Raw genomic sequence first — 21,869 nt, forward strand, 5'->3', positions numbered from 1 at the left:
GGCGTCGGCCACCCGTCGCAGCTCGCCTTCCGGCAGAAGCCGGAGACGATCCGGCGTCTCAAGACCCTCAAGGATCGTCGTGTCCGCTAGTGCCAATGCCTTCACCCGTCTCTTTTGCGTTCCCAACGGCGGCGTGGCCCTCGCGGAGCCTCGCGCCCGAATTCCTCGAACGCGGCCCATCCCGGACTTCGCCCGCCCCCGGGAACCGCTCGCCCCGGGACGTATGAGTGTCTCTCACGGCACGAACGCGGCATCGACGCCGGTGCGACGGACGCTTCGTGAGAACCTCCGAACGCCCATCCTACCGCGAAGCGGTCACGGGATACCATGATCTCGCTGCAACAGCGGCGGAGCTTTCCGAGGATTTGCTCGCCTCGTCTGCCTTCAGAGTTAAGGCAGCGCCGCCATTTCAGGCGTGACGTGCCTCCAATTATGGATGAAGGCTGCATTGATCAACATCTCGCCCCCGATCCGAGGCCGCCACCCCCGATGCCGTTCGCCGCAAAGACCATGGTTCCGGCCCTCCTGGTGCTGGTCCTGCTCGATGGACGTGGTGTGTTCGCGGCGGACATTGATCTTGCGCGGCCCGCGAGGGCGGTCTGTCTCGAGGATGCCCGCTGCCGCCGCCCGCCCGGACCGCCGGATCGCGACATCCGCCCGCTGATCGATCCGCTCGGCCGCCCCTGCGGCTACCGCTGGCGGGAGACGCCGTCCGGTCCTCGACGCGTCCGCGTCTGCTTCTGAGGCGGCGATGGCGCGGCACCCTCTCGGCGCGCTCGCCCTAGCGGGCTTTTTCGCCGTCGCGAGCCCTCTCGCGGCCGCCGCCGAGGCCGGGTTCGGCGCATCCGCCTGCCCGAACCTGTTCGCGCAGGGCCAAGCCCCCGTCCTCACGAACCCGAAGCTGTCCGACAGGACCGTCCCACTCTGTTTCAGCGCCTTCGCGGTGCTGCATTCCGGCCTCTCGCGCACGCCGCTCTACGCGGCCGAGCGGCTGACACGCCGGAGCGTCGCCGCCGCCCGCCGGGTTGAGCGGGCCGACGCCTTCCACGAGGAGGATCGCCTGCCGGAGGACGACCGGGCGAGCCTGTCGGACTACCTGCGCAGCGGCTACGACCGCGGCCATCTGGCGCCGGCGGGCGACATGCCGAGCGAGACGGCGCAGGCCGAATCCTTCAGCCTCGCCAACATCGTGCCCCAGAACCGCACCGCCAACCGCACGCTCTGGGCGGCGATCGAGGAGAGCGTGCGGCGGCTCGCCCTCGAGCGCGGCGAGATCTTCGTCGTCACCGGTCCGGTCTTCGAGGGGGCCTCAGTCGATGCGGTCAAGGGGCGCATCCTGGTGCCGAGCCAGCTTTTCAAGGCCGTCTACGATCCGCGCACGGGCGAGGCCGGTGCCTATCTTGCGCCCAACGAGGCGGGCGGGGCGTGGCGCGTCGTCTCCCTTGCGACCCTGCGGGACAAAGCCGGGCTCGACGTGTTCCCGGACCTTCCCGAGGCGGCCAAGGCCCGGGCGATGTCCCTGCCCGAGCCCCACGAATTCTCCCGCGACGGTCGCGGCCAGGAATCGTTTGCCGATTTCCTGAGACAGCTGGCCTACGACGCCCTGCGGCGGCTCTGGCGCGAGTTGCTGCGAGCGATCTTCTGAGCGCCGACCTCTTCGGCCTCACGCCCCCTTCGCGGCGGGCGCGTCGGCGCCGCAGCCTCGCGCAAACGTGGCGCTGGCCGGCCCGGAAAGTGCGTTGGGTTGTGTCTTGGCGGTCAAACCCCATTGTCAACAACTTGAAATCTGTGAACACCGCATTCCGGACCGTGTTGAACGGATTATGCTCTCGCCCGAATCGCGCCTGTCGAGGGAGAGCGAAGGAGGGGGCGATGCTGAGTCGAACTGGGGTCCTCGCCGGCCGGAACGTCCTCGTCGTCGAGGACGAATACTTCATCGCCGACGATATGCGGCGTGCCTTCGAGGAGAGCGGGGCCCGGGTGATCGGCCCCGTGGGGACCATCGAGGATGCTCTGTCGATGATCGAGACCTCCCCGCGCATCGACGGCGCGGTGCTCGACATCAACCTGCGCGAGGTCTTGGTCTTCCCGGTCGCCGACGCGCTCCGGGCGCGCGGCGTGCCGTTCGTGTTCGCCACGGGCTATGAGGACAGCGCCGTCCCGACCCGCCTGCGGGACGCGGTCCATTGCGAGAAGCCGATCGAGCCGCTGCGCCTCGCAGAAGCGCTGTTCGGCCAGCCCGCCGCCTGCTGAAGGCGGCCGGCGCAGGAGACCTTGGTCAGCGCGGAGGGTGTGTCGGGGATTATTGCCGGGGGATCAGCCCGGCGCGCTCTCCAGACGGCGGTGCTCGCAGGCGATCCGGCGCACCGTGCCGGTGTTCGAGCGGTAGACCACCGTCTCCGTCTCGATGATGCCGGGGCGGAAGCGCACGCCCGAGAGCAAAGCCCCTGTGGTGACGCCGGTCGCCGCGACGATCACGTCGCCGCGGGCCATGTCGTGCATGTCGTATTTCCGAGCCGGATCGGTGATGCCCAGCTTGGCCGCCCGCGCCCGCTTGTCCGCGGAATCGAGGATGAGCCGGCCCTGCATCTGGCCGCCGATGCAGCGCAGCGCGCTGGCGGCGATCACGCCCTCCGGCGCGGCGCCCGTGCCCATGTAGATGTCGACGCCGGTCTCGTCGGGCTTGGTGCAGTGGATGATCGCGGCGATGTCGCCGTCCGAGATCAGGCGGATGCCCGCGCCCGTGTCGCGCACCGCGGCGATCAGGTCCATGTGGCGGGGCCGGTCGAGGATGATCGCGGTGATGCCGGAGGGCTCGACACCCTTGGCCCGGGCGAGCGAGGCGATGTTCTGGGCCGGGCTCCAGTCGAGATCGACCGTGCCGGGCGGGTAGCCGGGGCCGATCGCGATCTTCTGCATGTAGACGTCGGGGGCGGCGAGCAGGGTGCCGCGCTCGGCCAGGGCCATCACGGCGATGGCGCCCGGCATGTCCTTGGCGCAGAGCGTGGTGCCCTCCAGGGGATCGACGGCGATGTCGACCGACGGCCCCTGCCCGGTGCCGACCCGCTCGCCGATGAACAGCATCGGCGCCTCGTCGCGCTCGCCCTCGCCGATGACCACGATGCCCTCGATGGGCAGTACCATCAGTTCGGAGCGCATGGCGTCGACGGCGGCCTGATCGGCCTCCTTTTCGCGGCCCTGGCCCCGCAGCCGGGCGGCGGCGATGGCGGCGGCCTCGGTCACCCGCACCAGTTCGAGGGTCAGGCCCCGCGCCGTGGGATCGCTGAAGATCCCGGTATTGGCCACTGCCATCGCCGCTCGTCCCTCATCCTCGGGCCCGGCCTGTCCCGGCCGGTGCCGCACCGATGTCATGACAACGCCTTCCTCAAGAATACGTTGTCTCCCGCAGGTTCCGGCCGGTCTCGGCCGCGCTAGTCGCGCTCAATGCGGATGAGCTGCGGCGCTTCCGCCAGGAGGCCGTCGCGGTCGATCGCGCTGAGCGCCTTGCGGACGTTCCCCTCGGTGGCGGCGTAGGTGATGAGCACCAGCGGCACCGGCTGGCCGGACAGGCCTTGCGGATCGCTCGACGCCGCCTTGGCGGAGCGGCGCTGCACGATGCTCTCGATGGAGATGTTGGCCTCCGCCATTCGGGTGGCGACGCCCGCGGCCACGCCGGTGCGGTCATGCACGGTCAGCCGGATGTAGTAGCCGCCCTCGTGGCGCTGCATCTCGACCCGCCGCGGGGCCGCGAGGCCCGAGACCGGCCGGCCGAAGGTCGGGCGCGCGAGCCCCGGGGCCGAGGACGACAAGGCGACGTCGGCGATATCGGCCACGACCGCCGAGGCCGTGGCCTCGCCGCCCGCGCCGGGGCCGATCAGGGTCAGCTCGCCCACCGCGTCGGCATCGACGGTCACCGCGTTGGTGACGCCCATCACCTGGGCGATGGCCGAGGCCTTCGGCACCATAGTGGGATGCACCCGCTGCTCGATGCCCTCCGCGGTCGCCTGGGCGACGCCGAGGAGCTTGATGCGGTAGCCGAGCTCGTCGGCCATGGTGAGGTCGAGGGGCTGGATCGCCGAGATGCCCTCGACCGAGACGCCCTCGGCGTCGATCTCCACGCCGAAGGCGAGGCTCGTGAGGATGGCGAGCTTGTGGGCGGTGTCGAAGCCCTCGACGTCGAAGGTCGGGTCGGCCTCGGCATAGCCCAGCGCCTGCGCGTCCTTGAGGCAGGCCTCGAAGGTCAGCCCCTCCGCCTCCATGCGGCTGAGGATGTAGTTGCAGGTGCCGTTGAGGATTCCGTAGACGCGGCTGACCTCGTTGCCGGCCAGCCCCTCGCGGATCGCCTTGATGACCGGGATGCCGCCCGCGACCGAGGCCTCGTAGGCCAGCGTCACGCCGTGCTCCTCCGCCGAGCGGGCGAGCGCCGCGCCGTGATGGGCGAGCAGCGCCTTGTTGGCGGTCACGACATGCTTGCCCGCGGCGAGCGCCGCCTCGACCGCATCCTTGGCCGCGCCCTCGGAGCCGCCCATCAGCTCGACGAACACGTCGATCTCGCCCGAGCGGGCCAGGGCCACGGGATCGTCGAACCATTGCACGGAGGCGAGGTCCACGCCGCGGTTCCGGTTCCGGTCGCGCGCGGAGACGGCCGAGACGGCGATCGTGCGGCCGGTGGCGGCGGTGAGCGCCTGTGCGCGACGGGCGACCATGCGCAGGACGGAGGCACCGACCGTGCCGAGCCCCGCAATGCCGAGGCGAAGGGTCTGCGTCATGGGAATTCGCACCATGATGGAAGTTGGCGCCGGGCCCGTCCCGGCCTTCGCCGGTCGGGCGGCCGGCGCCGCTCGGGCAAAGGCTTGGCGGCGCTTTGGCGAGAGGGGCGGGGGCACGTCCGGAACGGCGCGCACTTCTGCAACGATTTGGGGCGGCTGCGCAAGGAAACGGGGCCGGGGGAGCGCTCCGTCGTCCGCCGGCCCGCGGGACGAGGAGGCGGGACTGCCGAAGATCGGCCTCAAATCGCGCGCTCAGATGGCGTCCGGTACGGCCACGCTCGGGCCGCCGGCTCCCTCCGAGAGGCGGTGCGAGCGCGAGGTCGGTCGGCAAGGCAGTCAAGGAGGTTCGACGATGCGGGCAAGCCTTCTCGGCGGGGCGATGGCGGGCGCGCTGGCGCTCGGCGCGGCGCCCGCCGCTCACGCGCGGGACGGCATCGGTGCGGGCGGTGCGGCGGCACTGGGCGTGCTCGGCGGCCTCGCCCTCGGCGGCGCGATCGCGGCCGGAAACGATCCCTACTATCCGGGCAAGCCCGTCTACCGGGCGCCACCGCCGGTCTACGTCGAGGGCCCGATCTGCCATTTCGAGCGCCGCGAGACGATCGACCCCTACGGCGACATCTACATCCGGCGCGTGCGCGTCTGCGAGTGACGCCGGGCTTTTCTTCCCCGCCAGGGTGCGGGGAGGGGCCTCAGCGCAGCTGGACGCTGTCCACCACCTGGCGGAACAACGGCAGCATCTGCTCCCGCTGGTCGGCGCGGGTGACGCCGACCGCGCGGACGTAGCCGTCCGGGGCGAAGCGGATGGTCTGCGAGACCACCACCGGCAGGCCGGACGGGATGTCGGTGGCGCGGGCCACGATCTCGTGCCAGTCGATCCCGTTCTTGCGGTAGCTCTGCGAGCGCTCGATGAAGAACTCCTTCATCGTCTGGTTCGCGTAGAGCGAGGCGCGGGCAAAGCCGTCGCGCTGCTCCTGCGGGGTGGCCTGCTGTACCGCCTGGGCGATCACCAGGATCGGCTGGCTCAGGTTGATCACCTGATCCAGCGGCCCGAGCGTCAGCAGCACGGAATTGCCGGCCAGCACCCGCACCGGGCGGAAGCCGGCGAGGTCGTCGATGCGGAAGGGCAGGGCGGCGACCTGCTCGTCGAGGCCGAGCGCCCCGCGGATGCGCAGGCCGGTGAGCATGCCCCGCATCGTCTCGTCGGTCTCGGCGCCGACCGCGGCCTGGGCGATGATGATGCCGGTGACCTCCTTGCCCCCGACGATCAGCAGCCACTTGCGGGCGGCGGGCGTCTGGCCCTGGGCCGCGGTCTGCTCGCCGGTGAAGAGCACGCCCTCGGTGCCGCCGTCGAGCGTCACCGCCTCGCGGCTCTCCACGGTCAGACCCTGCGTCTTGAGGTTCTCGTCGGTGAAGCTCTGCTTGAGCTCCGGGTAGGCGGTGGCCGGCAGCTCCACCACCGAGAGCATCGCCCCGCCGCCGATCCGCTCGAAGCCGGTGAAACGCTTCGAGATCGTCATGTCGGAAGGCGGCGTGAAGCCGAAGCGGGAGCTCGGCGGGAAAACCACCTCCTGGGCCCGGGCCGGCAGGAGAGAGTGGGGCAGGGGAACGGCCCCGGTCAGCACGCCCGCCGCGAGGAAGACCGCGGCGGCGAGCCGGCGGGGGAACAGACGCAACAGCATCACAGGTTGTCTCCGGAAGATCCTTCCCGGGCGGGATCCGGTCCGCGATGGGTCGGCCGACATCGATTTTCTGTCAAGCGCGGCAATATGCCGAGGGCGGCGGCCCGGCCCGTCCGCCCGGACGCCGCATCAGCCGCGAGTGCGGCGCTCGCGCCAGCGCCGCCACTGGCGCTCGATCCAGCGGGCCGATTTCTCCATCGGCACCTTCAGGGCGGGCACGTCCTGGGCCAGGAGCGCAAGGCCCAGTGGCAGCATCCACAGGCCGAGCACCGGCAGGATCGAGAAGATGCCGCCGAGGATCAGCAGGATCGACGCGAGGAGCCGCAGGGGAAAGCGGGAGGGCTCGCGCAGCCAGTGGATGGCCCGCTGCACCCGCTCGGGAAGCTTGCGGCAGCCGCGCTCGACCCGCTCGTCCCAGTCCTGCGCCCTGACGGGCTGTGCCCCGGCCTCCATCGTCGACTCCGAATCCGCTCTGCCCGCGTCGTTCATCGCCGACATATGGGGCGGCGAGCGCGTTTCTCATCCGGTGGGCGGGGCGAAGCGCCAGACCGAGGAGCGCTTGATCTCGGCATCCTCCAGATCGCGGGTGACGGGGACTTCGTAGCGCGCGATCGGAATGAGCCGCTCGCGGGGCAGGTAGCTGCGCCCGGGATCGCCGATCAGCACCGTGCGGCCCCGGGCGTGCAGGTCGCCGAGCCAGGCGCCGACCCGCGCGCCGAGATCGCGCTCGTAGAAGATGTCGGCCGCCAGGATGCAGGGCGCATCCGTCCCGATCAGGTCGGTGCCGACCGCCGTGATGCGGTCCGCGACGCCGTTGGCCGCCGCGTTGAGGGGAATTGCATGCAGCGCGAACGGGTCGAGATCGCTCGCGGTGACGTGGGCCGCGCCGGCTCTGGCCGCGGCGATGGCCACCAGTCCCGATCCCGAGGCGAAGTCGACCACCTGCCGCCCCGCCACGGTCGCGGGATTGTCGAGGATGTAGCGCGCGAGCGCCTGTCCCCCGGCCCAGGCGAAGGCCCAGAACGGCGGGGGCAGGCCGATCGCCTCCAGCTCGTCCTCCGTTTTCTGCCAGAGCGCCGTCGCCTCGTCGGCGACGTGCAGGACGATCTCGGGGGCGTGCGGCACCGGGCGCAGGGCCGTGTGCTCGCGGATGAAGCGGACGGGGTCCTGGGAGGGCGTCACGGGATCGACCGGGAGGGCAGTGGCATGGGAACTCGAAAGCGCGTGAGGGGCCGGGCTCAGCCGGCAAGCTCGGATTTGAGCCGCCAGATCTCCTCGACCGGGACGACGCGCCGGTCGAGGCCGCCGCGGGCCGCCTCGGCCGACCAGGCGAAGGGATAGAAGGAATAGGCCCGATCGAAGCCGGGGAGGGGGCGCTCGCCCCAGCCGCACAGTCCGGACAGGTCGGCGTAGAAGGCGCTCGTGTCGCCGAAGAAGCACCAGTGCACGAAGTCGGCATGGCCGAGTTCGAGCGGCTCCCAGTCGAGTCCGTCCGGAGGCAGGTAGAAAATCTGCCCGAGCCCATCCGGGCCGAAGCGTCCGCCGTTGAGGGCGAAGAACCCGCCCAGGACGTCGTCGGCGACGAGGAGGAAGGCGGGCGCCGTGCCGGCGCCGGCATCGAAGGCCCCGGCCTCCTCGTTCCAGCGCACGAGGGAGCGGGTGCCGTCCCCCGCCTCCGGGGGGCGGCCCGAGCCGAGCAGGCGCAGCCATCCGTCGTGCAGCGCGATCCCACCGCTCTCGTGCACGATCGCGCCGAGGGTTGAGCGCGTGGTGACCTGCAGGCGCAGCAGCGCCGCGTCGCGGTGATCCGGATCGGGGGGCAGGATGCGGCTCGGATGGGCGGCGGGGTCGGCCGCCCAGGACAGGACGAGCGGCCAAGCCGGGTCGTCGCGCGCGATGAGCCCGTCGATGCTGCGCCGTCCGGCGGACTCGGTCATCGCGAAGGGCTCCCTGTGCCGGGTTCTGTCGGGACGATGCCTTATCGCAGCAGCTCCGCGTAGAGCCCGGCCACCGTCTCGGCGACGGCGGCCTCCGTGTAGCCGCCCTCGAGGATACGCGCCCGCGCCGCCGCGCCCATGCGCGCGACCTCGGCCGGGTCGGCGGCGAGCCGGGTCAGCGCCGCGGCCAGGGCGCCGGCGTCGCCCGGCGGCACGAGCAGGCCCTCGCGGCCGTCGCGCACGAGGTCGCGGCAGCCCGGCACGTCGCTCGTCAGCAGAGCCCGCCCGGAAGCCGCCGCCTCCAGCAGCGTGCGCGGCAGACCCTCGCCGCCGCGAGAGGGCAGGGCGCCGACATGGTGGGCGGCGAAGACCGCCGCCGCGTCGCCAGTGGGGCCGTGCCAGGTGACCCCGTCGCGCGACCAGTCGCTGAGGGTCGCCTCGGGGATGGCCCGGCGGTTCGAGGGATCGGGCGCGCCGTAGAGCGAGAGTTCGACCGATGCGCCCCCGGCGCGGGCCTGCCGCACGGCCTCCACCGCGACGTCGATGCCCTTCGACCAGAGCATCCGCGCGACGATGACGACCTTGAGCGGCGCGGGCGGCGGAAGCGGGCGCGGCGCGAAGGCGTCGGGATCGACGCCCGCCCCGCCCACCAGGGTCACGGCGGTGTCGGAGGGGTCGAGGCCGAGCGCGCGGGCATCGTCCGGGTTCTCGAACAGGAAGCGGGTCTGCCGGCTCGCCAGCGGCCCCCGGATCAATCCCTTGAGCGCGAGGCGCGACAGCCGCCCGGTCGCATCCTCCCGAGCGCCGAGCAGGCCGAGGCCGGTGAGCGCGAAGACCCGGCGCGGGATGCCGGCCATCGCCGCCGCCGTGCCGCCGACCAGGATGCCGCGCAACGCGATGCAGTGGACGATGTCGGCTTTCAACGCCTTCAGGATGCCCGAGAGCTGCCCGGCCGCGTAGCCCGCCGCCATCGGGTTGAGGCTGGAGCGCTCCGCCTCGAGCGGCACCACCCGGATGCCCTCGGCCTCGATCGCGGCGCGATGCGCGCGCACCCGCGTCACCACGCTCACCGCGAGCCCCATCCGCCGGGCGGCCCGGGCCATCGGCAGGAAGTGCGAGGCGAAGAACCAGTCCTCGGTGACGACGAAGACGAGGTTCTTTCCCGCATGCGGGTCGGCTGAGGCGGTCATCGGAAGGGCATAGCACGGGCGCCCCCCGCGGGAAGGGGCCTCGCGGAACAGCACCCGCGCCCTTGAGGTTGATGCCCAACGGATAAGGGAGGGCGACATGCTGTCGGACGAGGCGGGCGCCGGCGTGGTCGATCCCCGCGAGGCCGCCCGCGAGGCGGGCCTGCGCTACGTGGACGATTCGAAGCCCGGCCTGCGGCGCAAACGCAACGGCAAGGGCTTCCGCTACATCGACACCAAGGGCGCGACGATCCGCGACCCCGGGGAGATCGAGCGGCTGAAGAGCCTCGCGGTGCCGCCGGCCTATACCGACGTGTGGATCTGTCCTTACCCCAACGGCCACATCCAGGCGACCGGCCGCGACGAGAAGGGGCGCAAGCAGTACCGCTACCATCCCCGCTTCCGCGAGGCGCGGGAGGCCTCGAAGTTCCACCGCATCATGGCCTTCGCCGCGGCTCTGCCCGGCATCCGCCGACGGATCGACGCCGACATGAGCCAGCGCGGCCTGCCGCGCGAGAAGGTGCTCGCCACCGTGGTCCACCTGTTGGAGACCACCCTGATCCGCGTCGGCAACGACGATTACGCCCGCTCGAACAAGAGCTACGGCCTCACCACCCTGCGCGACCCGCACGTGAAGATCGCGGGTTCCGAGATGCGCTTCCGCTTCAAGGGCAAGAGCGGCAAGGAATGGTCCGTCTCGGTGCGCGACCGGCGCGTGGCCAAGATCGTCAAGGCCTGCCAGGACCTGCCGGGCCAGGAGCTGTTCCAGTATCTCGACGACGCGGGCGAGCGGCGCGACGTCACCTCCTCCGACGTGAACGAGTACCTGCGCGAGATCACGGGCGAGGACTTTACGGCCAAGGATTTCCGGACCTGGGCCGGCACGGTGCTGGCGGCAGTGGCGCTGCGCGAGTTCGAAGCCTTCGACAGCGAGGCCAAGGCCAAGAAGAACCTGCGCGCGGCGATCGAATCCGTGGCCTCGCGGCTCGGCAACACGCCGACCATCTGCCGCAAGTGCTACATCCACCCGCAGATTCTCGGCTGCTACCTCGAAGGCGCCCTGCTCCTGCAGATCAAGGACGCCGTCGAGGGCGAGTTGACGGACAGCCTCGAGGAACTGCGCCCGGAAGAGGCCGCGGTGCTTAGCCTGTTGCGCGGTCGCCTCGAAGAAGCGGAGCGAGCCGCCGAGGCGCCGCGCAGGACGGGCGGTCGCAAGGGCAAGGCATCGGGCGCCAAGCGCGCGTCTGGCGGGCGTAAGGCGGCTTGAGGCGTCGCCCGCCGGCGACCGCTCAGCCCTCGGTCTGGACGATGGCGCCGTACCAGCCGAGTCCCCGGTAGGTCTCGTATCCCGGCGTGCGGTGGAAGGCGGTGACGGTTCGCGACCGGGCATCGCGCGCGACCCCGCTCGCGCGCCCGTCGAACCCCGCCGGCAGCGTCTCGCCGAGCATGCCCTTGCCGTCGGAGGCGGCGAGGATGCGGCGCTGCCCGTCCACCAGCAGCACGCGGGTGCGGGCGCGGTCCGCCTCGCTGATGCGCACGCCCTGGACGATCGCCCGCGCCTGCGGCTCCCAGTCGAAATGGACGGCGAGGACGCCGCGGGCGGAACCGCCGTTGTCGCGGATCGCGGCGGCATAGGTCGCGACCGGCGCAGCCCCGAGCCGCGGCTCGATCCGCACCTCGCCCGGCACGTAGTCGTCGCCGCGCAGCGCCAGCGCGTCCCGGAACCAGCGCTCGCCCGCGACGCTGGCGCCGCGCAGCTGCGGGTAGCGTCCGGGCCGGCCGTTGGCGAGCACGGTGCCGTCGCGTCCGCACAGCCACAGATCGAGATAGACCGTATAGGCCGACAGGATCACCCCGAGCCGGGCCGCGGCATGGTCGGCGGCCTCCCGGTCGGGCCGCTCGGCGCAGGCGATCACGGCGGCGTCGGTGGCCCACCAGCGCACGTCGCAGGTGCGTTCGTAGAGATTGCGGTCGATCAGTTCGACGGCGTTGAGGGCGAGATCGACCAGGCGCTCCCCTTGCGTCCTGGCCGCCATCGCGTCGACGCTGCGCTGCAAGTCGGCGATGCGGCTGGAGAGGCCGCTCTCCAGTTCCTGCGCCAATCCCTCGATCGCCGCGCCGATCCCGCGCACCTCCTGGGCGACGACCGAGAAGCCCCGGCCGGCCTCGCCGGCCCGGGCTGCCTCGATCCGCGCGTTGAGGGCCAGCATCTTGGCCTGCGCGGTGATCTGCTGGATGCGGCCGATCTTGTCCTGAGCGATGCGCCCGACCTCGGCGGTCAGCTCCGCGATGGTCGCCGCCCCGCATGGCGCGCCGTTCTCCGCCTCGTCTTCAGGGCTCGAAGAGAATGCCAATGCTGGTGCCGCCATGGCGATGACCCGGTCTGCGTGTGGACCATCGTTTCAGCGAGTGCGATTAACATAGGTCTAATTCGGCGCGGATTCACCCGCAGGGCGGGTGACAAAGGTCAGGTCTCCCGCCTTTCGCGAGGATCGGAGCGTGGAAGAGGCGGGGCGAGGACGCATCGTCGCGTGCGCTGGTCGGGAGAACCCGCCGCCGCCGAGCCCGGTTGACGGATTAAGCCGGGCGGCGGACCGTGCAGGGACCGGGCCGGAATCGGGAAGGCATTCCATGGAACTCGATGCCCTGATGCTCTCGCGCATCCAGTTCGGCTTCACGATGGCCTTTCACATCATCTTCCCCGCCTTCACGATCGGGCTCGCTGCCTTCCTCGTTCGGCTGGAGGCGCAGTGGCTCTGGACGGGCAACCCCATGTACCGGGTGCTCTACCGGTTCTGGGTGAAGGCTTTCGCGGTCTCCTTCGGCCTCGGCGTCGTCTCCGGCATCGTGATGAGCTACCAGCTCGGCACGAACTGGTCGGTCTATTCCGACTTCACCGGCAACGTCCTGGGACCGCTGATCCAGTACGAGGTCATCACCGCCTTCTTCCTGGAGGCGGGCTTCCTCGGGATCATGCTGTTTGGCTGGGACCGGGTCGGCGACCGGCTGCACTTCCTGTCGACCTGCATGGTCTCGCTCGGCACGCTGATCTCGGCCTTCTGGATCCTGTCGGCCAATTCGTGGATGCAGACTCCGGCGGGCTTCACCATCGAGAACGGCCGGGCGGTGGCCACGGACTGGCTCGAGGTGATCTTCAATCCCTCCTTCCCGATCCGCTACGCCCACATGGTGCTCGGCTGCTTCCTCACCACTGCCTTCGCAGTGGCCGGCATGGCGGCATGGATGATCCTGCGCGCCCGCAAGGAGCCGCCGGAGAAGGTCGCGGGCGCCCGGGTCTCGCTCTCCATGGCGCTGTGGTTCGCGGTGATCTTCACCCCGATCCAGATCTTCGTCGGCGACACCCACGGCCTGGGCGTGCTCAAGCACCAGCCGACCAAGCTCGCGGCGATCGAGGCGAACTGGGACCGGCAGGCCAACATGCCGCTGCTGCTCTTCGCGATCCCGAACATGGAGGCGGAGCGCAACGACTTCGAGATCGGGATTCCGCGGCTCGGCTCATTCATCCTCACCCACGACTTCTCGGGGGTGGTGCCGGGCCTGAAGGACGTCACGCCCGACAAGCGCCCGCCGGTCTGGCCGGTCTTCTACGCCTTCCGCGCCATGGTCGCGATCGGCATGGCCATGCTGGCCCTGAGCCTGTGGAGCCTGTGGCTGCGCCGGAAGGGCACGCTGTTCACGAACCGTGCCTTCCTCACCTGCGCCATGCTGATGACGCCCTCGGGCTTCGGCGCGGTGATCTTCGGTTGGTTCACCGCCGAGATCGGGCGCCAGCCCTACATCGTCTACGGCCACCTCAAGACGGCGGATGCCCACTCGCCGCTCACCGCCCAGGCGGTGACGACCTCGCTGATCGCCTTCATCATCGCCTACGCGATCATCTTCGGCTTCGGCAGCTACTATCTCGCCAAGCTCCTGCGCAAAGGCCCCGAGCCGTTCGAGCCCTCGGTGTCTGGCGAGGAGGTCGGCCGCAAGCCCAAGCGTCCCCTCTCGGCGCTGGACGAGCGCCTGGAGCCGCGCGCGACCTGAGGGCCGCGTTCAGGCGCGGGCGGCGGCGGCGGCGTGGCGGGCGCTGCCGCGGGGCATCTCGCCGTCCAGCACCGGGGCGAGGCCGAGCTGGCGGGCGAGGGCGACGAGATCCTTGAGCCGGCCGGTCTGCGTCTTGCGGCGCAGGTTCAGCCGGTGGGTCTCGACGGTACGCACGCTGAGCGAGAGACGCCGGGCGACCTCCTTGTTGCTGAAGCCGGCGCTGAGGAAGCGCAGCACCTCCGCCTCGCGGGGCGTGAGGCCGACGCCGTCGTGCTGCGTCCCCTCCTCGGCGACGGGGCGGGGGGCGAGCGGCCGGGCCTCGGCCAGGGCGAGCACGTTGGCGCAGACCTCGTCCGCCGGCAGGCCCCCGCCGAGGAAGGCGTCGGCGCCGGCCGCGATCAGCCGGGGCATCGCCTGCGCATCGAGGGCCCGCAGCACGACGAGGATGCGCAGCCAGGGGCGTTCCTCGCGCAGGGCGGCGATCCGGGCGCAGCCCTGGTCGAGCCGCCGCCCGTCGACACAGACCAGTGCGACGACCGGCGCCGGGCCGCCCTCCGACAGCTCGTCCTCGCCGATGGTGCGCAGGGCCGGGGCGTGTTCCAGCCCGGCCCGCATCCGCGCATCCGGGGCGGCCGGCGCCTCGACGATCAGAACCGCGACGGCCCGATCGGTGATGTGATGGAGGGCCTGACTCATGCCGCTTCCCCTTTTCCGTTCCGCCGCGGTACGAGGCGGCGTGTGCGGACAAGGAAGAACAAGAGTCGTTCCAGCGCTTTAGGGGTGGCTGGCGGCCCCGAATCGCCCCGTTGCGGGCAGGCGGGGGCCGCTTGCGTCCCGCATCGGGACGGACGGCGTCCGGCCGTCTCCCGGCGGGCGTCCGCTCAGCCGGCCCGGCTGAGTACGAGGTCGGTCATCGCCGAGACGACGCGGTTGCGGCCGGTCGTCTTCGCCTCGTAGAGCGCGATGTCGGCCCGCTTCAGCAGCCCCTCGACGGTCTCGCCCTCGGACCATTCGCTGACGCCGAAGCTGCAGGTCAGGCGCACCGGGCCCTTCGGGGAGCGGATGCGCAGGTCGGAAGCGTTGAGCCGCAGGCGGGAGGCGACCGCCTCGGCCTGGGTCAGGCTGTGGCCGGGCAGAACCAGCGCGAATTCCTCGCCGCCCAGGCGGCCGGCGATGCCCTCCCCCTCGATCAGGCCGGACACGGCCTTGATGGCGAGGTCGCCCACGTCGTGGCCGTGCTCGTCGTTGATGCGCTTGAAATGGTCGATGTCGAGGATCACGGCGCAGATCTGCCCGAACGAACGCGCCTTCTGCGCGGCCTCCCGCGTGCGCTGCAGGAAGGCGCGGCGATTGAGCAGGCCCGTGAGCGGGTCCGTCTCTGCGAGCCGGATCAGCTCGCCCTGGAGCGTGGTCAGCCGCTCCGCAGCCCGCAGCCGGGCCTGCAGCTCCTCGGCACCCGGGGGCTTGTCGATGAAATCGTCCGCGCCGCTGTCCAGCGCCTCGGCGAGGTTGCGGGCGTTCCGGGCCGAGGACATGGCGATGATCGAGAGCGGTCGGCTCGACTCGGCCAGCAGGCGCGCCGACCAGCACAGTTCGAGCCCGCTCAAGGGGCGGACCTCCAGGCTGGTGATGAGCGCGCGCACCTTGGGGTTTTCGGCGACGTAGGTCAGCGCCTCGTTCGAGTCGGTGAATTGCGACACCACGTGCCCGCGCGGTTCGAGCATGCCCGCCACGATCCGCAGGACGACCCGGCTCGAATCCACGATGACGATGTGCACGGCCGCTTCTCCCGCTCTCCCGAACGGAATTGTGCACAAGACAAGTTAAGAGGGCCTCACGAAATCGCGCGGCCTCCTCCGCTCTCGCGGCAGCCTCGCAGCCCTCAGCGGGCCGGAACCCGCACCGAGACGACCCGGGCGCCGGTCTGCTCCGCGTCGGAGCGGGGGGACGGCTCGGTCCAGGTGCCGCCTGGCTCCTTCGTCAGCACCCGGGCGCCGCGGCGGGCGACGGTCCGCCGGGCCGCGGCCGGCCGGTCGATGACGGTCAGCGTCGGGCGCGCGGCGGGTGCGTCGCGGATGCCGGCGACGGTGGGCACGCCGTAGGTGCCGTAGCCCCAGGCCGGGGGGACGAGCCGGCTCGTGCTCGGAAGCCGGGTGAAGGGGGCGCCGAGATACGCTCCCTCCAGCGCCGGACCGGCGAAACGGTATCCGGCATGGCCGTAGCCGTGAGAGCCGTAGCCGGCGGCGTAGTAGGGGTCGGCCAGCGCGGTCGCGGGCAGGGCGAGGGCGAGCAGGGCGGCGAGGCCGACGGAGGATGTGCGCATGGGTCGGGGCTTCTCCGGACCGTGACGTGTCCCCGCGGGACGAAGGGTTCGAGAATCGAAAGCGGGAGACCCCATGCTCGTTCCCCGCGCCCCTGCGCCGCCAGCCGATGCAGAGTGCTGAGGCGAGCAAGATCCGGGCTCGACGCGGCGCCCGGCCCACACGGCCCGCCTGGGGATCAGCGGCAGATGGTGACGCGGCGGACGATCCAGCCCTCGCCCTCGATCCACAGGCGGCGGCGCTGCTTGTTGCAATTGGCGCTGTCCTCCTCGCTCTCGGAGGCGGTCGTGGTCTGGGAGACCTGGGCCACCTCCGCGACCTGCGTCGCGCTGCGGGTGGCGGGCGGAGCGGCCAGGGCGGGTGCGGCGGTCACGCCGATCAGGACGAGGCCGGCAAAGGCGGCCGCGACGGAGGTTTGCGCGATCATGGTATCCTGCCCGCGCGTCTCAGCGAGACGCGCTCCGTGGATTCGGTGGGGCGGCCGGTGGCCTGGGCTGCAGGCGCGGACGCGTCTTTCCTCAACAATCCCCAACGTGGCCGTTAGGTTTCGCGGCCCGCCCGTGAAAACGGCGAAAATTTGTCGGCGCGTCGGGAGCCTGCATGCGTCGCTTCGGCGCGATCTTCCGGAGCCGGTTCGGTGCTTGCGGCCAGGGTGCAAAGAGTTGTACTGGCGCAAGCAAACGATCAAATGTCCTCGTGCCGCGCTCTAGAGTGCGGCTGTTCTTTTCGAGAACGTTTCTAAACTGTCATTCGCGTCGAGTGATCATTGCCGCATGACAAGTATTGCGGTGCTGTCGATCAAGGCGCCGCAAGCGAAAATTCGAGGTTCGGCGTCGGAAATCCGGCCGGACCGGACCGGGAGTGTTCGGGTAATGGACGGATCGATCTTCGTACAGGCATTCATGATCCTGTTCCGCGAGGGACTGGAGGCGCTGCTGGTGATCGCGGCGCTCGCCGCCTTCCTGCGCCGGGCGGACGCGGCGGAGCGGATCCGGCCGGTCTATCTGGGCGCGCTCGCGGCGGTGGTCGCGAGCATCGGCATGGCCTGGGTGTTCGAGACCTATTACGACGGCAACCACAGCGACCTGTTCGAGGCCGCGGTGATGCTCGCGGCGGCCGTGCTGCTGTTCTACATGAGCGGCTGGCTGTTCATCCGGCAGGATCCGAAGGCGTGGCAGGCGGACCTCAACCGTCTCGCGGAGCGGGCCCTCGGCGCGGGCACCGTGCTGTCGCTGGCCGGCATCGCCTTCCTGGCGGTGTTCCGCGAGGGCGCCGAAACGATCCTGTTCCTGCACACCCTGGCCAAGAGCGGCAACGGCTTCGACGGCTCGCTGCTGGCCGGCTTGGCCGTGGCGACCCTTGCGCTCGGGGCGATGTTCGTCGCCATGCAGTGGCTGGCCCTGCGCCTGCCCCTGCGCCCGATGTTCATCGTGACCTCGGCCTTCCTGTTCTTCATGGGCCTGCGCATGGTCGGCGAGGCCTTCCAGGAGCTTCAGGAGCAGGCCTTGATCCCCTTCACCACCGAGGGCGTGCCCGCCTTCGTCTCCGATTGGGGCCTGAGCAACGGCAGCTGGGAGGCGCTCGGCACCCAGATCGCGATCCTGCTCGTGGCGGTGGCGGCCTGCCTCGTCAGCCTGACGCGCAAGGGCGGCAAGAGCGCCAAGGCGGCCCGCGAGGGCCGGCCGGTCTCGGCGGCGTCCTGATCCGCGAGCCGGCGCCCGCCCCGAGACGCGGCAGGCGCCGGTGGTCGAGAGAGAGAACGGCGAGCGGCGGCCCGGCGGCGGCCTCCGCGCTCAGGTCTCGGGCCGCTTCCCGTCGAACAGGTCGACCACCGGCTCGACGCTTCGCGCCTCCGCCTCGATGATCTGCGAAAGAGTCGTCCACGATCCGCCCGCGAGCCCCGCCCCGATGCGTGGGAGGGCCACCCGCGAAGCCGTCGCGGCGGGCGCGGTCCTCGATCTCGCGCAGGACCGAGCGTACCGCTTCGTATGCCACGTTGACGCGCCCCTTCGCCCGTCCGTCGTCGCCCTGCGTCACCGCGTTGACGATGAGGCGCCCGTCGGCGCCTCGGGGCCCCAGGTCGTGCTGCCGAGCGGCAGGCCCGCCGCCGGATCGTCCGGTCCTGCGAAGATGTCGCCCTCGACGGAGCGGATCTCCATCAAGGCGCCCTCACGACTTCAGCCGGGACTTGATCCGGTAGGTCAGCCCGTCGCGCACGTCGCGGTAGCCGTCGAGGCGCTGCTCGCGGGTGCCGTCCTGCACCAGCGTCGGGTCCGGCGTCGGCCAGTACTCGACATCCGCCGCGACCGTGTGGGTCAGTTCGAGCGCCCGGTGGTGGGCCTCCGGCGAGAGCGTGATGATCAGGTCGAAGTTCAGCCCCTCCCAATCCTCCAGCTGCTCGACCGTGCGCGGCTTGTGGCGGGCGGCGTCGATGCCGATCTCGTCGAGCGCCGCGACCATGAAGGGGTCGCTCGGCTCGCCCGAGCGCACGCCCGCCGACTGCACGTAGATCGACTTGCCGAAATAGTGCCGCGCGATCGCCTCCGCCGCCAGCGAGCGGACCGCGTTGAAATTGCACATGAACAGGACGGACTGTACCCGCCGCTTCTTCGGCCCGGTTCCCGGGATCGCGTCGTCCGCCATATCCCGCCTTAGAGCCTCGTCCCCAACGGGGACGGCCGACGTTCGGAGGGAGACGATGCGAACACGATGTCCTCTCGCGACAGGCCCGCGCGATCGCGAGCGGGGCCGATGCAACCAAGATCGGGCGTTTCGTGAGGTGCTCTTGCGCAAGTCCGTATAGGACCGCGCGCCGCGTCCCGAAAGCGCATCGTTCTGCCGGACGCCCTCGCCCATCCGGCAGCATGATACCGGAAGCCTCAGCCTTTCCAGTGCAGTGCGAAGATGAGGGTGAACAAGCGCCGGGCGGTGTCATGGTCGAGGTCGACCTTGCCCTCGAGGCGCTGCCGCAGCAGCTCCGAAGCCTCGTTGTGCAGGCCGCGCCGGCCCATGTCGATCGCCTCGATCTGCGTCGGCGAGGCCGTGCGGATCGCGCTGTAATAGCTCTCGCAGATCATCTCGTAGTCGCGGATCACCCGCCGGAACGGGGTGAGCGAGAGCAGGTGGGTCATCACCGGCTCGCCGGCTTCCGTCGAGATCGCGAAGGAGAGCTTGTTCTCGACGAGCCCGAGCACCAGCCCGTAGGGCCCGGCATCGCGCTCGGGAATGATGAAGACGTTCTCCTCCAGGATGTCGTAGATCGCGATGGCGCGCTCGTGCTCCTGGTCGGGATTGCCGCGGCCGATGGAGGCCTCGTCGAGGCGCACCGCCGCCAGCCGGTTCCGCGGCCTGCCCGGTGCCCCCTCCTGCGCCTCTTGCTTCGCTTCGGCCTTCATCGCCGCCGCCTTCCCGAGTCGGCGCCCGAACCCCCGGGCGCCCGATTGCCGTCACATGAGCCGAAAGCTGCCCTCTCAGGCAAGCTTTGCCGCTGCCGAAGTCCGCAACGTGATCGCCGTCCTCCCGGGAAAAGCCGTCCCGTCACAGGTTGAGGCGGATCGCCACGGACCGGGCATGCCCGTCGAGCCCCTCCGACTTGCCGAGCGCGATCGCCGCGGGGCCGAGGGCCCGCAGGGCGGCCGGATCGCAGCGCAGGATCGTGGTGCGCTTCATGAAGTCGAGCACGCCGAGGCCGGAGGAGAACCGGGCCGAGCGGGCGGTGGGCAGGACGTGGTTGGGGCCGCCGACATAGTCGCCGATCGCCTCCGGCGTGTGCGAGCCGAGGAAGATCGCCCCGGCGTTCCGGATCTTCTTCGCGAGGGCCTCGGCGTCCTGCGTCTCGATCTCGAGGTGTTCGGGGGCGATGGCGTCGACCAGCGGCACCGCCTCGTCGAAGTCACGGACGCGGATGATCGCGCCGTAGTCGCGCCAGCTGGCGCGGGCGATTTTCTCGCGCGGCAGGGTCGCCAGGGCGCGTTCCACCGCAGCTTCCGTCGCTTCGGCCAGTTCGTCCGAATCGGTCACGAGCACGGACTGCGCCGCCTCGTCGTGCTCGGCCTGGGCGAGCAGATCGGCGGCGATCCAGTCGGGGTTGGCGTGGGCGTCGGCCAGGATCAGCACTTCGGAGGGACCGGCGATCATGTCGATGCCGACCTGCCCGAACACCCGCCGCTTGGCCGCGGCGACCCAGGCGTTGCCGGGGCCGACGATCTTGGCCACCGGGGCGATGGTCTGCGTCCCGTAGGCGAGTGCTGCCACGGCCTGCGCCCCGCCGACCCGGTAGATCTCGGTGACGCCGGAGAGGTGGGCGGCGGCGAGCACCAGCGGGTTGAGGTGGCCCTCAGGGGTCGGCACCACCATGACGATGCGCGGCACGCCCGCCACGCGCGCGGGCACGGCGTTCATCAGCACCGAGGAGGGATAGCTCGCCGTGCCGCCGGGCACGTAGAGCCCGACCGATTCGAGCGCGGTCCAGCGCCAGCCGGCGGTGACGCCGAGATCGTCGGTGGAGAGGTGGTCCTCGGGGATCTGGCGGCGGTGGAAGGCCTCGATCCGCTCGGCGGCCAGCGACAGGGCCGCGCGGGCCTCGGCCGGGCAGGCGTCCACGGCGGCCTCGACCTCCTCCGGGGTGATGCGCAGGGAGGCTTCCGAGAAGTCCTGGCCGAGCCGGTCGAAGCGGCGGGTGTAATCGACGAGCGCGGCGTCGCCGCCGGAGACGACACCGGCGATGATCCCGCGCACGGTCTCGTCGACATCGTCGGCGATCTCGCGCTTGAGGCCGAGCAGGCGCTTGAACGCCTCGCCGAAATCGGGGGAGCGGCTGTCGAGGCGGATCATCGGAGACAATCGTTCGGTCGGAGGAAGGTCATGACGGGCGGTTCTCGACGAGGCTGCGCACGGCCTCGTGATCCGGGCGGCCGTCGGCCTCCCAGATCGGTCCGAGATCCTTGAGGCGGACCTCGACGCATTCGAGTTCGAGCCGGATCGCGGCTCCGCCGGAGAAGACCAGCGTGGCGATGCCGGAGGGCGCCTCGGTCTCCTCGAAGGTCACCGCGAGAAGGCTCAGAGGCTCGTCGGACGGGGTGCCGGGCGTGATGCCCCTGGCCTTGACCGAGAGCACCCGCTCGAAATGCACGCCCGTGAGCCGGCGCCGGGGCGGCTGGCCCGGAGGCACGGACCAGTCGAAGCGGCGGGCCGCCAGGGCGAAGCGATGCTCGTTCGGCAGCCATGCCAGATCGTCCGCCCGCAGGATCGCATCCTGGAGGTGGGCGGAAATGACGGCCAGATCCTCGGCGTCGAGGGCGGCGAGCTTGAGAAGCTCCATGCGGATACGCTCCGGGCTCCCCGACCGGATGCGCGGGGAGCGGATTTCGAGGCGTAGGTAGCGAGGCCACCCGGTCGCGGCAACCGCCCGCCCGGTCGTCGGGCGAGGCGATGGGGCGCCGATGGCTCTTTCGGGCTCATCGCGCGTTCATGAGCGCACGGCTACGGTGACCGGGATGGACTGAGCCGTCTGGAGGGGAAGCGGACGATGCGTAACGGAATTCTGGCCGCGGGGCGGGCCCTGGCGGTCACCCTGGCTCTCGGGTTCGTGGTGAGCCCGGCGAGTGCCCAGTATTATGGCGGCGGCTACGACGGCCCGCGCCGGTTCGACGACGGTGGCCGGCGCTACCGCGACGATGACGACGGCTATGGGCGCCGCCGCTACGGCGAGGATGACGGCCGCCGCCGCGGCTACGACGAGGAAGACGGTCCGCGCTTCCGCGGCCCGCCGCGCGGCGGTCGCGGCGCTGGCAGCATCTGCGTCACGGCCCGCGGCAATTGTCCGACGGGCTTCGCGCCGGTCAACTCGCCCTGCGCCTGCGACATCCCCGGCTTCGGCGTCAAGCGCGGCGCCGTGGCGCGCTGATCGCGCGCCGTCCTCGCGAGAGGG

General features: G+C 71.2%; 26 protein-coding genes. 8 read left to right on the plus strand and 18 right to left on the minus strand.

The window, feature by feature from the left end; genetic code table 11:
• Nucleotides 1–489 precede the first annotated feature (489 nt).
• From BY998_RS15270 to BY998_RS15280, 3 genes are all read left to right on the plus strand, one after another.
• Nucleotides 490–744 (plus strand): hypothetical protein, encoded by a 255-nt coding sequence (locus BY998_RS15270; RefSeq protein WP_110352470.1) that lies wholly within the window; start codon nucleotides 490–492, stop codon nucleotides 742–744.
• A 7-nt stretch (nucleotides 745–751) separates the two neighbouring features.
• Nucleotides 752–1,645 carry a DNA/RNA non-specific endonuclease gene (locus BY998_RS15275; RefSeq protein WP_110352471.1) on the plus strand — a complete coding sequence of 298 codons (894 nt, stop codon included), beginning with the start codon at nucleotides 752–754 and terminating at the stop codon, nucleotides 1,643–1,645.
• A 227-nt stretch (nucleotides 1,646–1,872) separates the two neighbouring features.
• Nucleotides 1,873–2,253: a response regulator gene (locus tag BY998_RS15280; protein WP_110352472.1), complete on the plus strand. Its 381-nt coding sequence runs from the start codon at nucleotides 1,873–1,875 to the stop codon at nucleotides 2,251–2,253.
• A 63-nt stretch (nucleotides 2,254–2,316) separates the two neighbouring features.
• Here the strand turns inward: BY998_RS15280 and glpX are convergent, their stop codons facing one another.
• Together glpX and BY998_RS15290 are read right to left on the minus strand one after the other, a co-directional pair.
• Entirely contained in the window at nucleotides 2,317–3,312 is a 996-nt protein-coding gene (glpX, locus tag BY998_RS15285; RefSeq protein ID WP_110352473.1) for a class II fructose-bisphosphatase, read from the minus strand.
• A gap of 119 nt (nucleotides 3,313–3,431) precedes the next feature.
• Nucleotides 3,432–4,769, minus strand: a complete 1,338-nt coding sequence (locus tag BY998_RS15290; protein WP_110352583.1) for a homoserine dehydrogenase — start codon at nucleotides 4,767–4,769, stop codon at nucleotides 3,432–3,434.
• A 352-nt stretch (nucleotides 4,770–5,121) separates the two neighbouring features.
• Here BY998_RS15290 and BY998_RS15295 point away from each other — a divergent pair, with 352 nt between their 5' ends.
• On the plus strand, nucleotides 5,122–5,418 hold the full coding sequence (locus BY998_RS15295) for a hypothetical protein (protein WP_110352474.1): 297 nt from the start codon (nucleotides 5,122–5,124) through the stop codon (nucleotides 5,416–5,418).
• A 40-nt stretch (nucleotides 5,419–5,458) separates the two neighbouring features.
• On the opposite strand, the gene BY998_RS15300 is transcribed toward BY998_RS15295, so the two are convergent.
• The 5 genes from BY998_RS15300 to BY998_RS15320 all read right to left on the minus strand — a co-directional run bounded on the left by BY998_RS15300 (nucleotide 5,459) and on the right by BY998_RS15320 (nucleotide 9,575).
• Nucleotides 5,459–6,448, minus strand: coding sequence for a hypothetical protein (locus tag BY998_RS15300; protein ID WP_110352475.1), 990 nt, complete (start codon nucleotides 6,446–6,448; stop codon nucleotides 5,459–5,461).
• A 129-nt stretch (nucleotides 6,449–6,577) separates the two neighbouring features.
• Nucleotides 6,578–6,901, minus strand: coding sequence for a hypothetical protein (locus tag BY998_RS15305; RefSeq protein ID WP_110352584.1), 324 nt, complete (start codon nucleotides 6,899–6,901; stop codon nucleotides 6,578–6,580).
• A 66-nt stretch (nucleotides 6,902–6,967) separates the two neighbouring features.
• Nucleotides 6,968–7,630 (minus strand): methyltransferase, encoded by a 663-nt coding sequence (locus BY998_RS15310; protein ID WP_110352476.1) that lies wholly within the window; start codon nucleotides 7,628–7,630, stop codon nucleotides 6,968–6,970.
• 56 nt (nucleotides 7,631–7,686) lie between these two features.
• Nucleotides 7,687–8,385: a DUF2625 family protein gene (locus tag BY998_RS15315; protein WP_110352477.1), complete on the minus strand. Its 699-nt coding sequence runs from the start codon at nucleotides 8,383–8,385 to the stop codon at nucleotides 7,687–7,689.
• A gap of 41 nt (nucleotides 8,386–8,426) precedes the next feature.
• On the minus strand, nucleotides 8,427–9,575 hold the full coding sequence (locus tag BY998_RS15320) for a glycosyltransferase (protein ID WP_110352478.1): 1,149 nt from the start codon (nucleotides 9,573–9,575) through the stop codon (nucleotides 8,427–8,429).
• Between the two features lie 97 nt (nucleotides 9,576–9,672).
• On the opposite strand from BY998_RS15320, the gene BY998_RS15325 reads away from it, so the two are divergent.
• Nucleotides 9,673–10,839 (plus strand): DNA topoisomerase IB, encoded by a 1,167-nt coding sequence (locus BY998_RS15325; RefSeq protein ID WP_110352479.1) that lies wholly within the window; start codon nucleotides 9,673–9,675, stop codon nucleotides 10,837–10,839.
• Between the two features lie 22 nt (nucleotides 10,840–10,861).
• Here BY998_RS15325 and BY998_RS15330 read toward each other — a convergent pair whose 3' ends face one another.
• Nucleotides 10,862–11,941 carry a methyl-accepting chemotaxis protein gene (locus BY998_RS15330; RefSeq protein ID WP_110352480.1) on the minus strand — a complete coding sequence of 360 codons (1,080 nt, stop codon included), beginning with the start codon at nucleotides 11,939–11,941 and terminating at the stop codon, nucleotides 10,862–10,864.
• A gap of 262 nt (nucleotides 11,942–12,203) precedes the next feature.
• On the opposite strand from BY998_RS15330, the gene BY998_RS15335 reads away from it, so the two are divergent.
• Entirely contained in the window at nucleotides 12,204–13,619 is a 1,416-nt protein-coding gene (locus BY998_RS15335; RefSeq protein WP_110352481.1) for a cytochrome ubiquinol oxidase subunit I, read from the plus strand.
• 9 nt (nucleotides 13,620–13,628) lie between these two features.
• Here BY998_RS15335 and BY998_RS15340 read toward each other — a convergent pair whose 3' ends face one another.
• The 4 genes from BY998_RS15340 to BY998_RS15355 form a co-directional block, all read right to left on the minus strand.
• Nucleotides 13,629–14,315 carry a response regulator transcription factor gene (locus BY998_RS15340; protein ID WP_110352482.1) on the minus strand — a complete coding sequence of 229 codons (687 nt, stop codon included), beginning with the start codon at nucleotides 14,313–14,315 and terminating at the stop codon, nucleotides 13,629–13,631.
• Nucleotides 14,316–14,500: 185 nt separating this feature from the next.
• The gene (locus BY998_RS15345) at nucleotides 14,501–15,397 is read right to left on the minus strand and encodes a diguanylate cyclase (protein WP_110352483.1); all 897 of its coding nucleotides are present in this window, start codon (nucleotides 15,395–15,397) and stop codon (nucleotides 14,501–14,503) included.
• Nucleotides 15,398–15,501: 104 nt separating this feature from the next.
• The gene (locus BY998_RS15350) at nucleotides 15,502–15,942 is read right to left on the minus strand and encodes a hypothetical protein (protein WP_110352484.1); all 441 of its coding nucleotides are present in this window, start codon (nucleotides 15,940–15,942) and stop codon (nucleotides 15,502–15,504) included.
• 176 nt (nucleotides 15,943–16,118) lie between these two features.
• Nucleotides 16,119–16,364 carry a hypothetical protein gene (locus tag BY998_RS15355; protein WP_110352585.1) on the minus strand — a complete coding sequence of 82 codons (246 nt, stop codon included), beginning with the start codon at nucleotides 16,362–16,364 and terminating at the stop codon, nucleotides 16,119–16,121.
• A gap of 448 nt (nucleotides 16,365–16,812) precedes the next feature.
• On the opposite strand from BY998_RS15355, the gene BY998_RS15360 reads away from it, so the two are divergent.
• A complete protein-coding gene (locus BY998_RS15360; RefSeq protein ID WP_110352485.1) occupies nucleotides 16,813–17,643 on the plus strand; it encodes an FTR1 family protein in 831 nt (276 codons plus the stop codon).
• A 90-nt stretch (nucleotides 17,644–17,733) separates the two neighbouring features.
• On the opposite strand, the gene BY998_RS25075 is transcribed toward BY998_RS15360, so the two are convergent.
• The 6 genes from BY998_RS25075 to BY998_RS15380 all read right to left on the minus strand — a co-directional run bounded on the left by BY998_RS25075 (nucleotide 17,734) and on the right by BY998_RS15380 (nucleotide 21,260).
• On the minus strand, nucleotides 17,734–17,865 hold the full coding sequence (locus BY998_RS25075) for a hypothetical protein (protein ID WP_280952914.1): 132 nt from the start codon (nucleotides 17,863–17,865) through the stop codon (nucleotides 17,734–17,736).
• 108 nt (nucleotides 17,866–17,973) lie between these two features.
• The gene (locus BY998_RS25080) at nucleotides 17,974–18,099 is read right to left on the minus strand and encodes a hypothetical protein (protein ID WP_280952915.1); all 126 of its coding nucleotides are present in this window, start codon (nucleotides 18,097–18,099) and stop codon (nucleotides 17,974–17,976) included.
• 10 nt (nucleotides 18,100–18,109) lie between these two features.
• Nucleotides 18,110–18,583 (minus strand): low molecular weight phosphatase family protein, encoded by a 474-nt coding sequence (locus BY998_RS15365; RefSeq protein ID WP_110352486.1) that lies wholly within the window; start codon nucleotides 18,581–18,583, stop codon nucleotides 18,110–18,112.
• Nucleotides 18,584–18,819: 236 nt separating this feature from the next.
• Nucleotides 18,820–19,335, minus strand: coding sequence for a UPF0262 family protein (locus BY998_RS15370; protein WP_110352487.1), 516 nt, complete (start codon nucleotides 19,333–19,335; stop codon nucleotides 18,820–18,822).
• A 142-nt stretch (nucleotides 19,336–19,477) separates the two neighbouring features.
• Nucleotides 19,478–20,773, minus strand: coding sequence for a histidinol dehydrogenase (hisD, locus tag BY998_RS15375; protein ID WP_110352488.1), 1,296 nt, complete (start codon nucleotides 20,771–20,773; stop codon nucleotides 19,478–19,480).
• A 28-nt stretch (nucleotides 20,774–20,801) separates the two neighbouring features.
• Complete coding sequence (locus BY998_RS15380) at nucleotides 20,802–21,260, minus strand: DUF2948 family protein (RefSeq protein ID WP_110352489.1); 459 nt, start codon at nucleotides 21,258–21,260, stop codon at nucleotides 20,802–20,804.
• 207 nt (nucleotides 21,261–21,467) lie between these two features.
• Between BY998_RS15380 and BY998_RS15385 the strand changes: the two genes are divergently transcribed.
• Complete coding sequence (locus tag BY998_RS15385) at nucleotides 21,468–21,845, plus strand: hypothetical protein (protein ID WP_110352490.1); 378 nt, start codon at nucleotides 21,468–21,470, stop codon at nucleotides 21,843–21,845.
• The last annotated feature ends 24 nt before the right edge of the window (nucleotides 21,846–21,869 follow it).

The sequence above is a fragment of the Methylobacterium sp. B4 genome (assembly GCF_003201865.1).
Taxonomy (GTDB): domain Bacteria; phylum Pseudomonadota; class Alphaproteobacteria; order Rhizobiales; family Beijerinckiaceae; genus Methylobacterium.

Coding starts and splice junctions, on each gene's coding strand:
- BY998_RS15270 (WP_110352470.1), top strand. CDS start 490: ATGCCGTTCGCCGCAAAGACCATGGTTCCGGCCCTCCTGGTGCTGGTC.
- BY998_RS15275 (WP_110352471.1), top strand. CDS start 752: ATGGCGCGGCACCCTCTCGGCGCGCTCGCCCTAGCGGGCTTTTTCGCC.
- BY998_RS15280 (WP_110352472.1), top strand. CDS start 1,873: ATGCTGAGTCGAACTGGGGTCCTCGCCGGCCGGAACGTCCTCGTCGTC.
- glpX (WP_110352473.1), bottom strand. CDS start 3,312: ATGGCAGTGGCCAATACCGGGATCTTCAGCGATCCCACGGCGCGGGGC.
- BY998_RS15290 (WP_110352583.1), bottom strand. CDS start 4,769: ATGACGCAGACCCTTCGCCTCGGCATTGCGGGGCTCGGCACGGTCGGT.
- BY998_RS15295 (WP_110352474.1), top strand. CDS start 5,122: ATGCGGGCAAGCCTTCTCGGCGGGGCGATGGCGGGCGCGCTGGCGCTC.
- BY998_RS15300 (WP_110352475.1), bottom strand. CDS start 6,448: ATGCTGTTGCGTCTGTTCCCCCGCCGGCTCGCCGCCGCGGTCTTCCTC.
- BY998_RS15305 (WP_110352584.1), bottom strand. CDS start 6,901: ATGGAGGCCGGGGCACAGCCCGTCAGGGCGCAGGACTGGGACGAGCGG.
- BY998_RS15315 (WP_110352477.1), bottom strand. CDS start 8,385: ATGACCGAGTCCGCCGGACGGCGCAGCATCGACGGGCTCATCGCGCGC.
- BY998_RS15320 (WP_110352478.1), bottom strand. CDS start 9,575: ATGACCGCCTCAGCCGACCCGCATGCGGGAAAGAACCTCGTCTTCGTC.
- BY998_RS15325 (WP_110352479.1), top strand. CDS start 9,673: ATGCTGTCGGACGAGGCGGGCGCCGGCGTGGTCGATCCCCGCGAGGCC.
- BY998_RS15330 (WP_110352480.1), bottom strand. CDS start 11,941: ATGGCGGCACCAGCATTGGCATTCTCTTCGAGCCCTGAAGACGAGGCG.
- BY998_RS15335 (WP_110352481.1), top strand. CDS start 12,204: ATGGAACTCGATGCCCTGATGCTCTCGCGCATCCAGTTCGGCTTCACG.
- BY998_RS15340 (WP_110352482.1), bottom strand. CDS start 14,315: ATGAGTCAGGCCCTCCATCACATCACCGATCGGGCCGTCGCGGTTCTG.
- BY998_RS15350 (WP_110352484.1), bottom strand. CDS start 15,942: ATGCGCACATCCTCCGTCGGCCTCGCCGCCCTGCTCGCCCTCGCCCTG.
- BY998_RS15360 (WP_110352485.1), top strand. CDS start 16,813: ATGGACGGATCGATCTTCGTACAGGCATTCATGATCCTGTTCCGCGAG.
- BY998_RS25080 (WP_280952915.1), bottom strand. CDS start 18,099: ATGGAGATCCGCTCCGTCGAGGGCGACATCTTCGCAGGACCGGACGAT.
- BY998_RS15365 (WP_110352486.1), bottom strand. CDS start 18,583: ATGGCGGACGACGCGATCCCGGGAACCGGGCCGAAGAAGCGGCGGGTA.
- BY998_RS15370 (WP_110352487.1), bottom strand. CDS start 19,335: ATGAAGGCCGAAGCGAAGCAAGAGGCGCAGGAGGGGGCACCGGGCAGG.
- hisD (WP_110352488.1), bottom strand. CDS start 20,773: ATGATCCGCCTCGACAGCCGCTCCCCCGATTTCGGCGAGGCGTTCAAG.
- BY998_RS15380 (WP_110352489.1), bottom strand. CDS start 21,260: ATGGAGCTTCTCAAGCTCGCCGCCCTCGACGCCGAGGATCTGGCCGTC.
- BY998_RS15385 (WP_110352490.1), top strand. CDS start 21,468: ATGCGTAACGGAATTCTGGCCGCGGGGCGGGCCCTGGCGGTCACCCTG.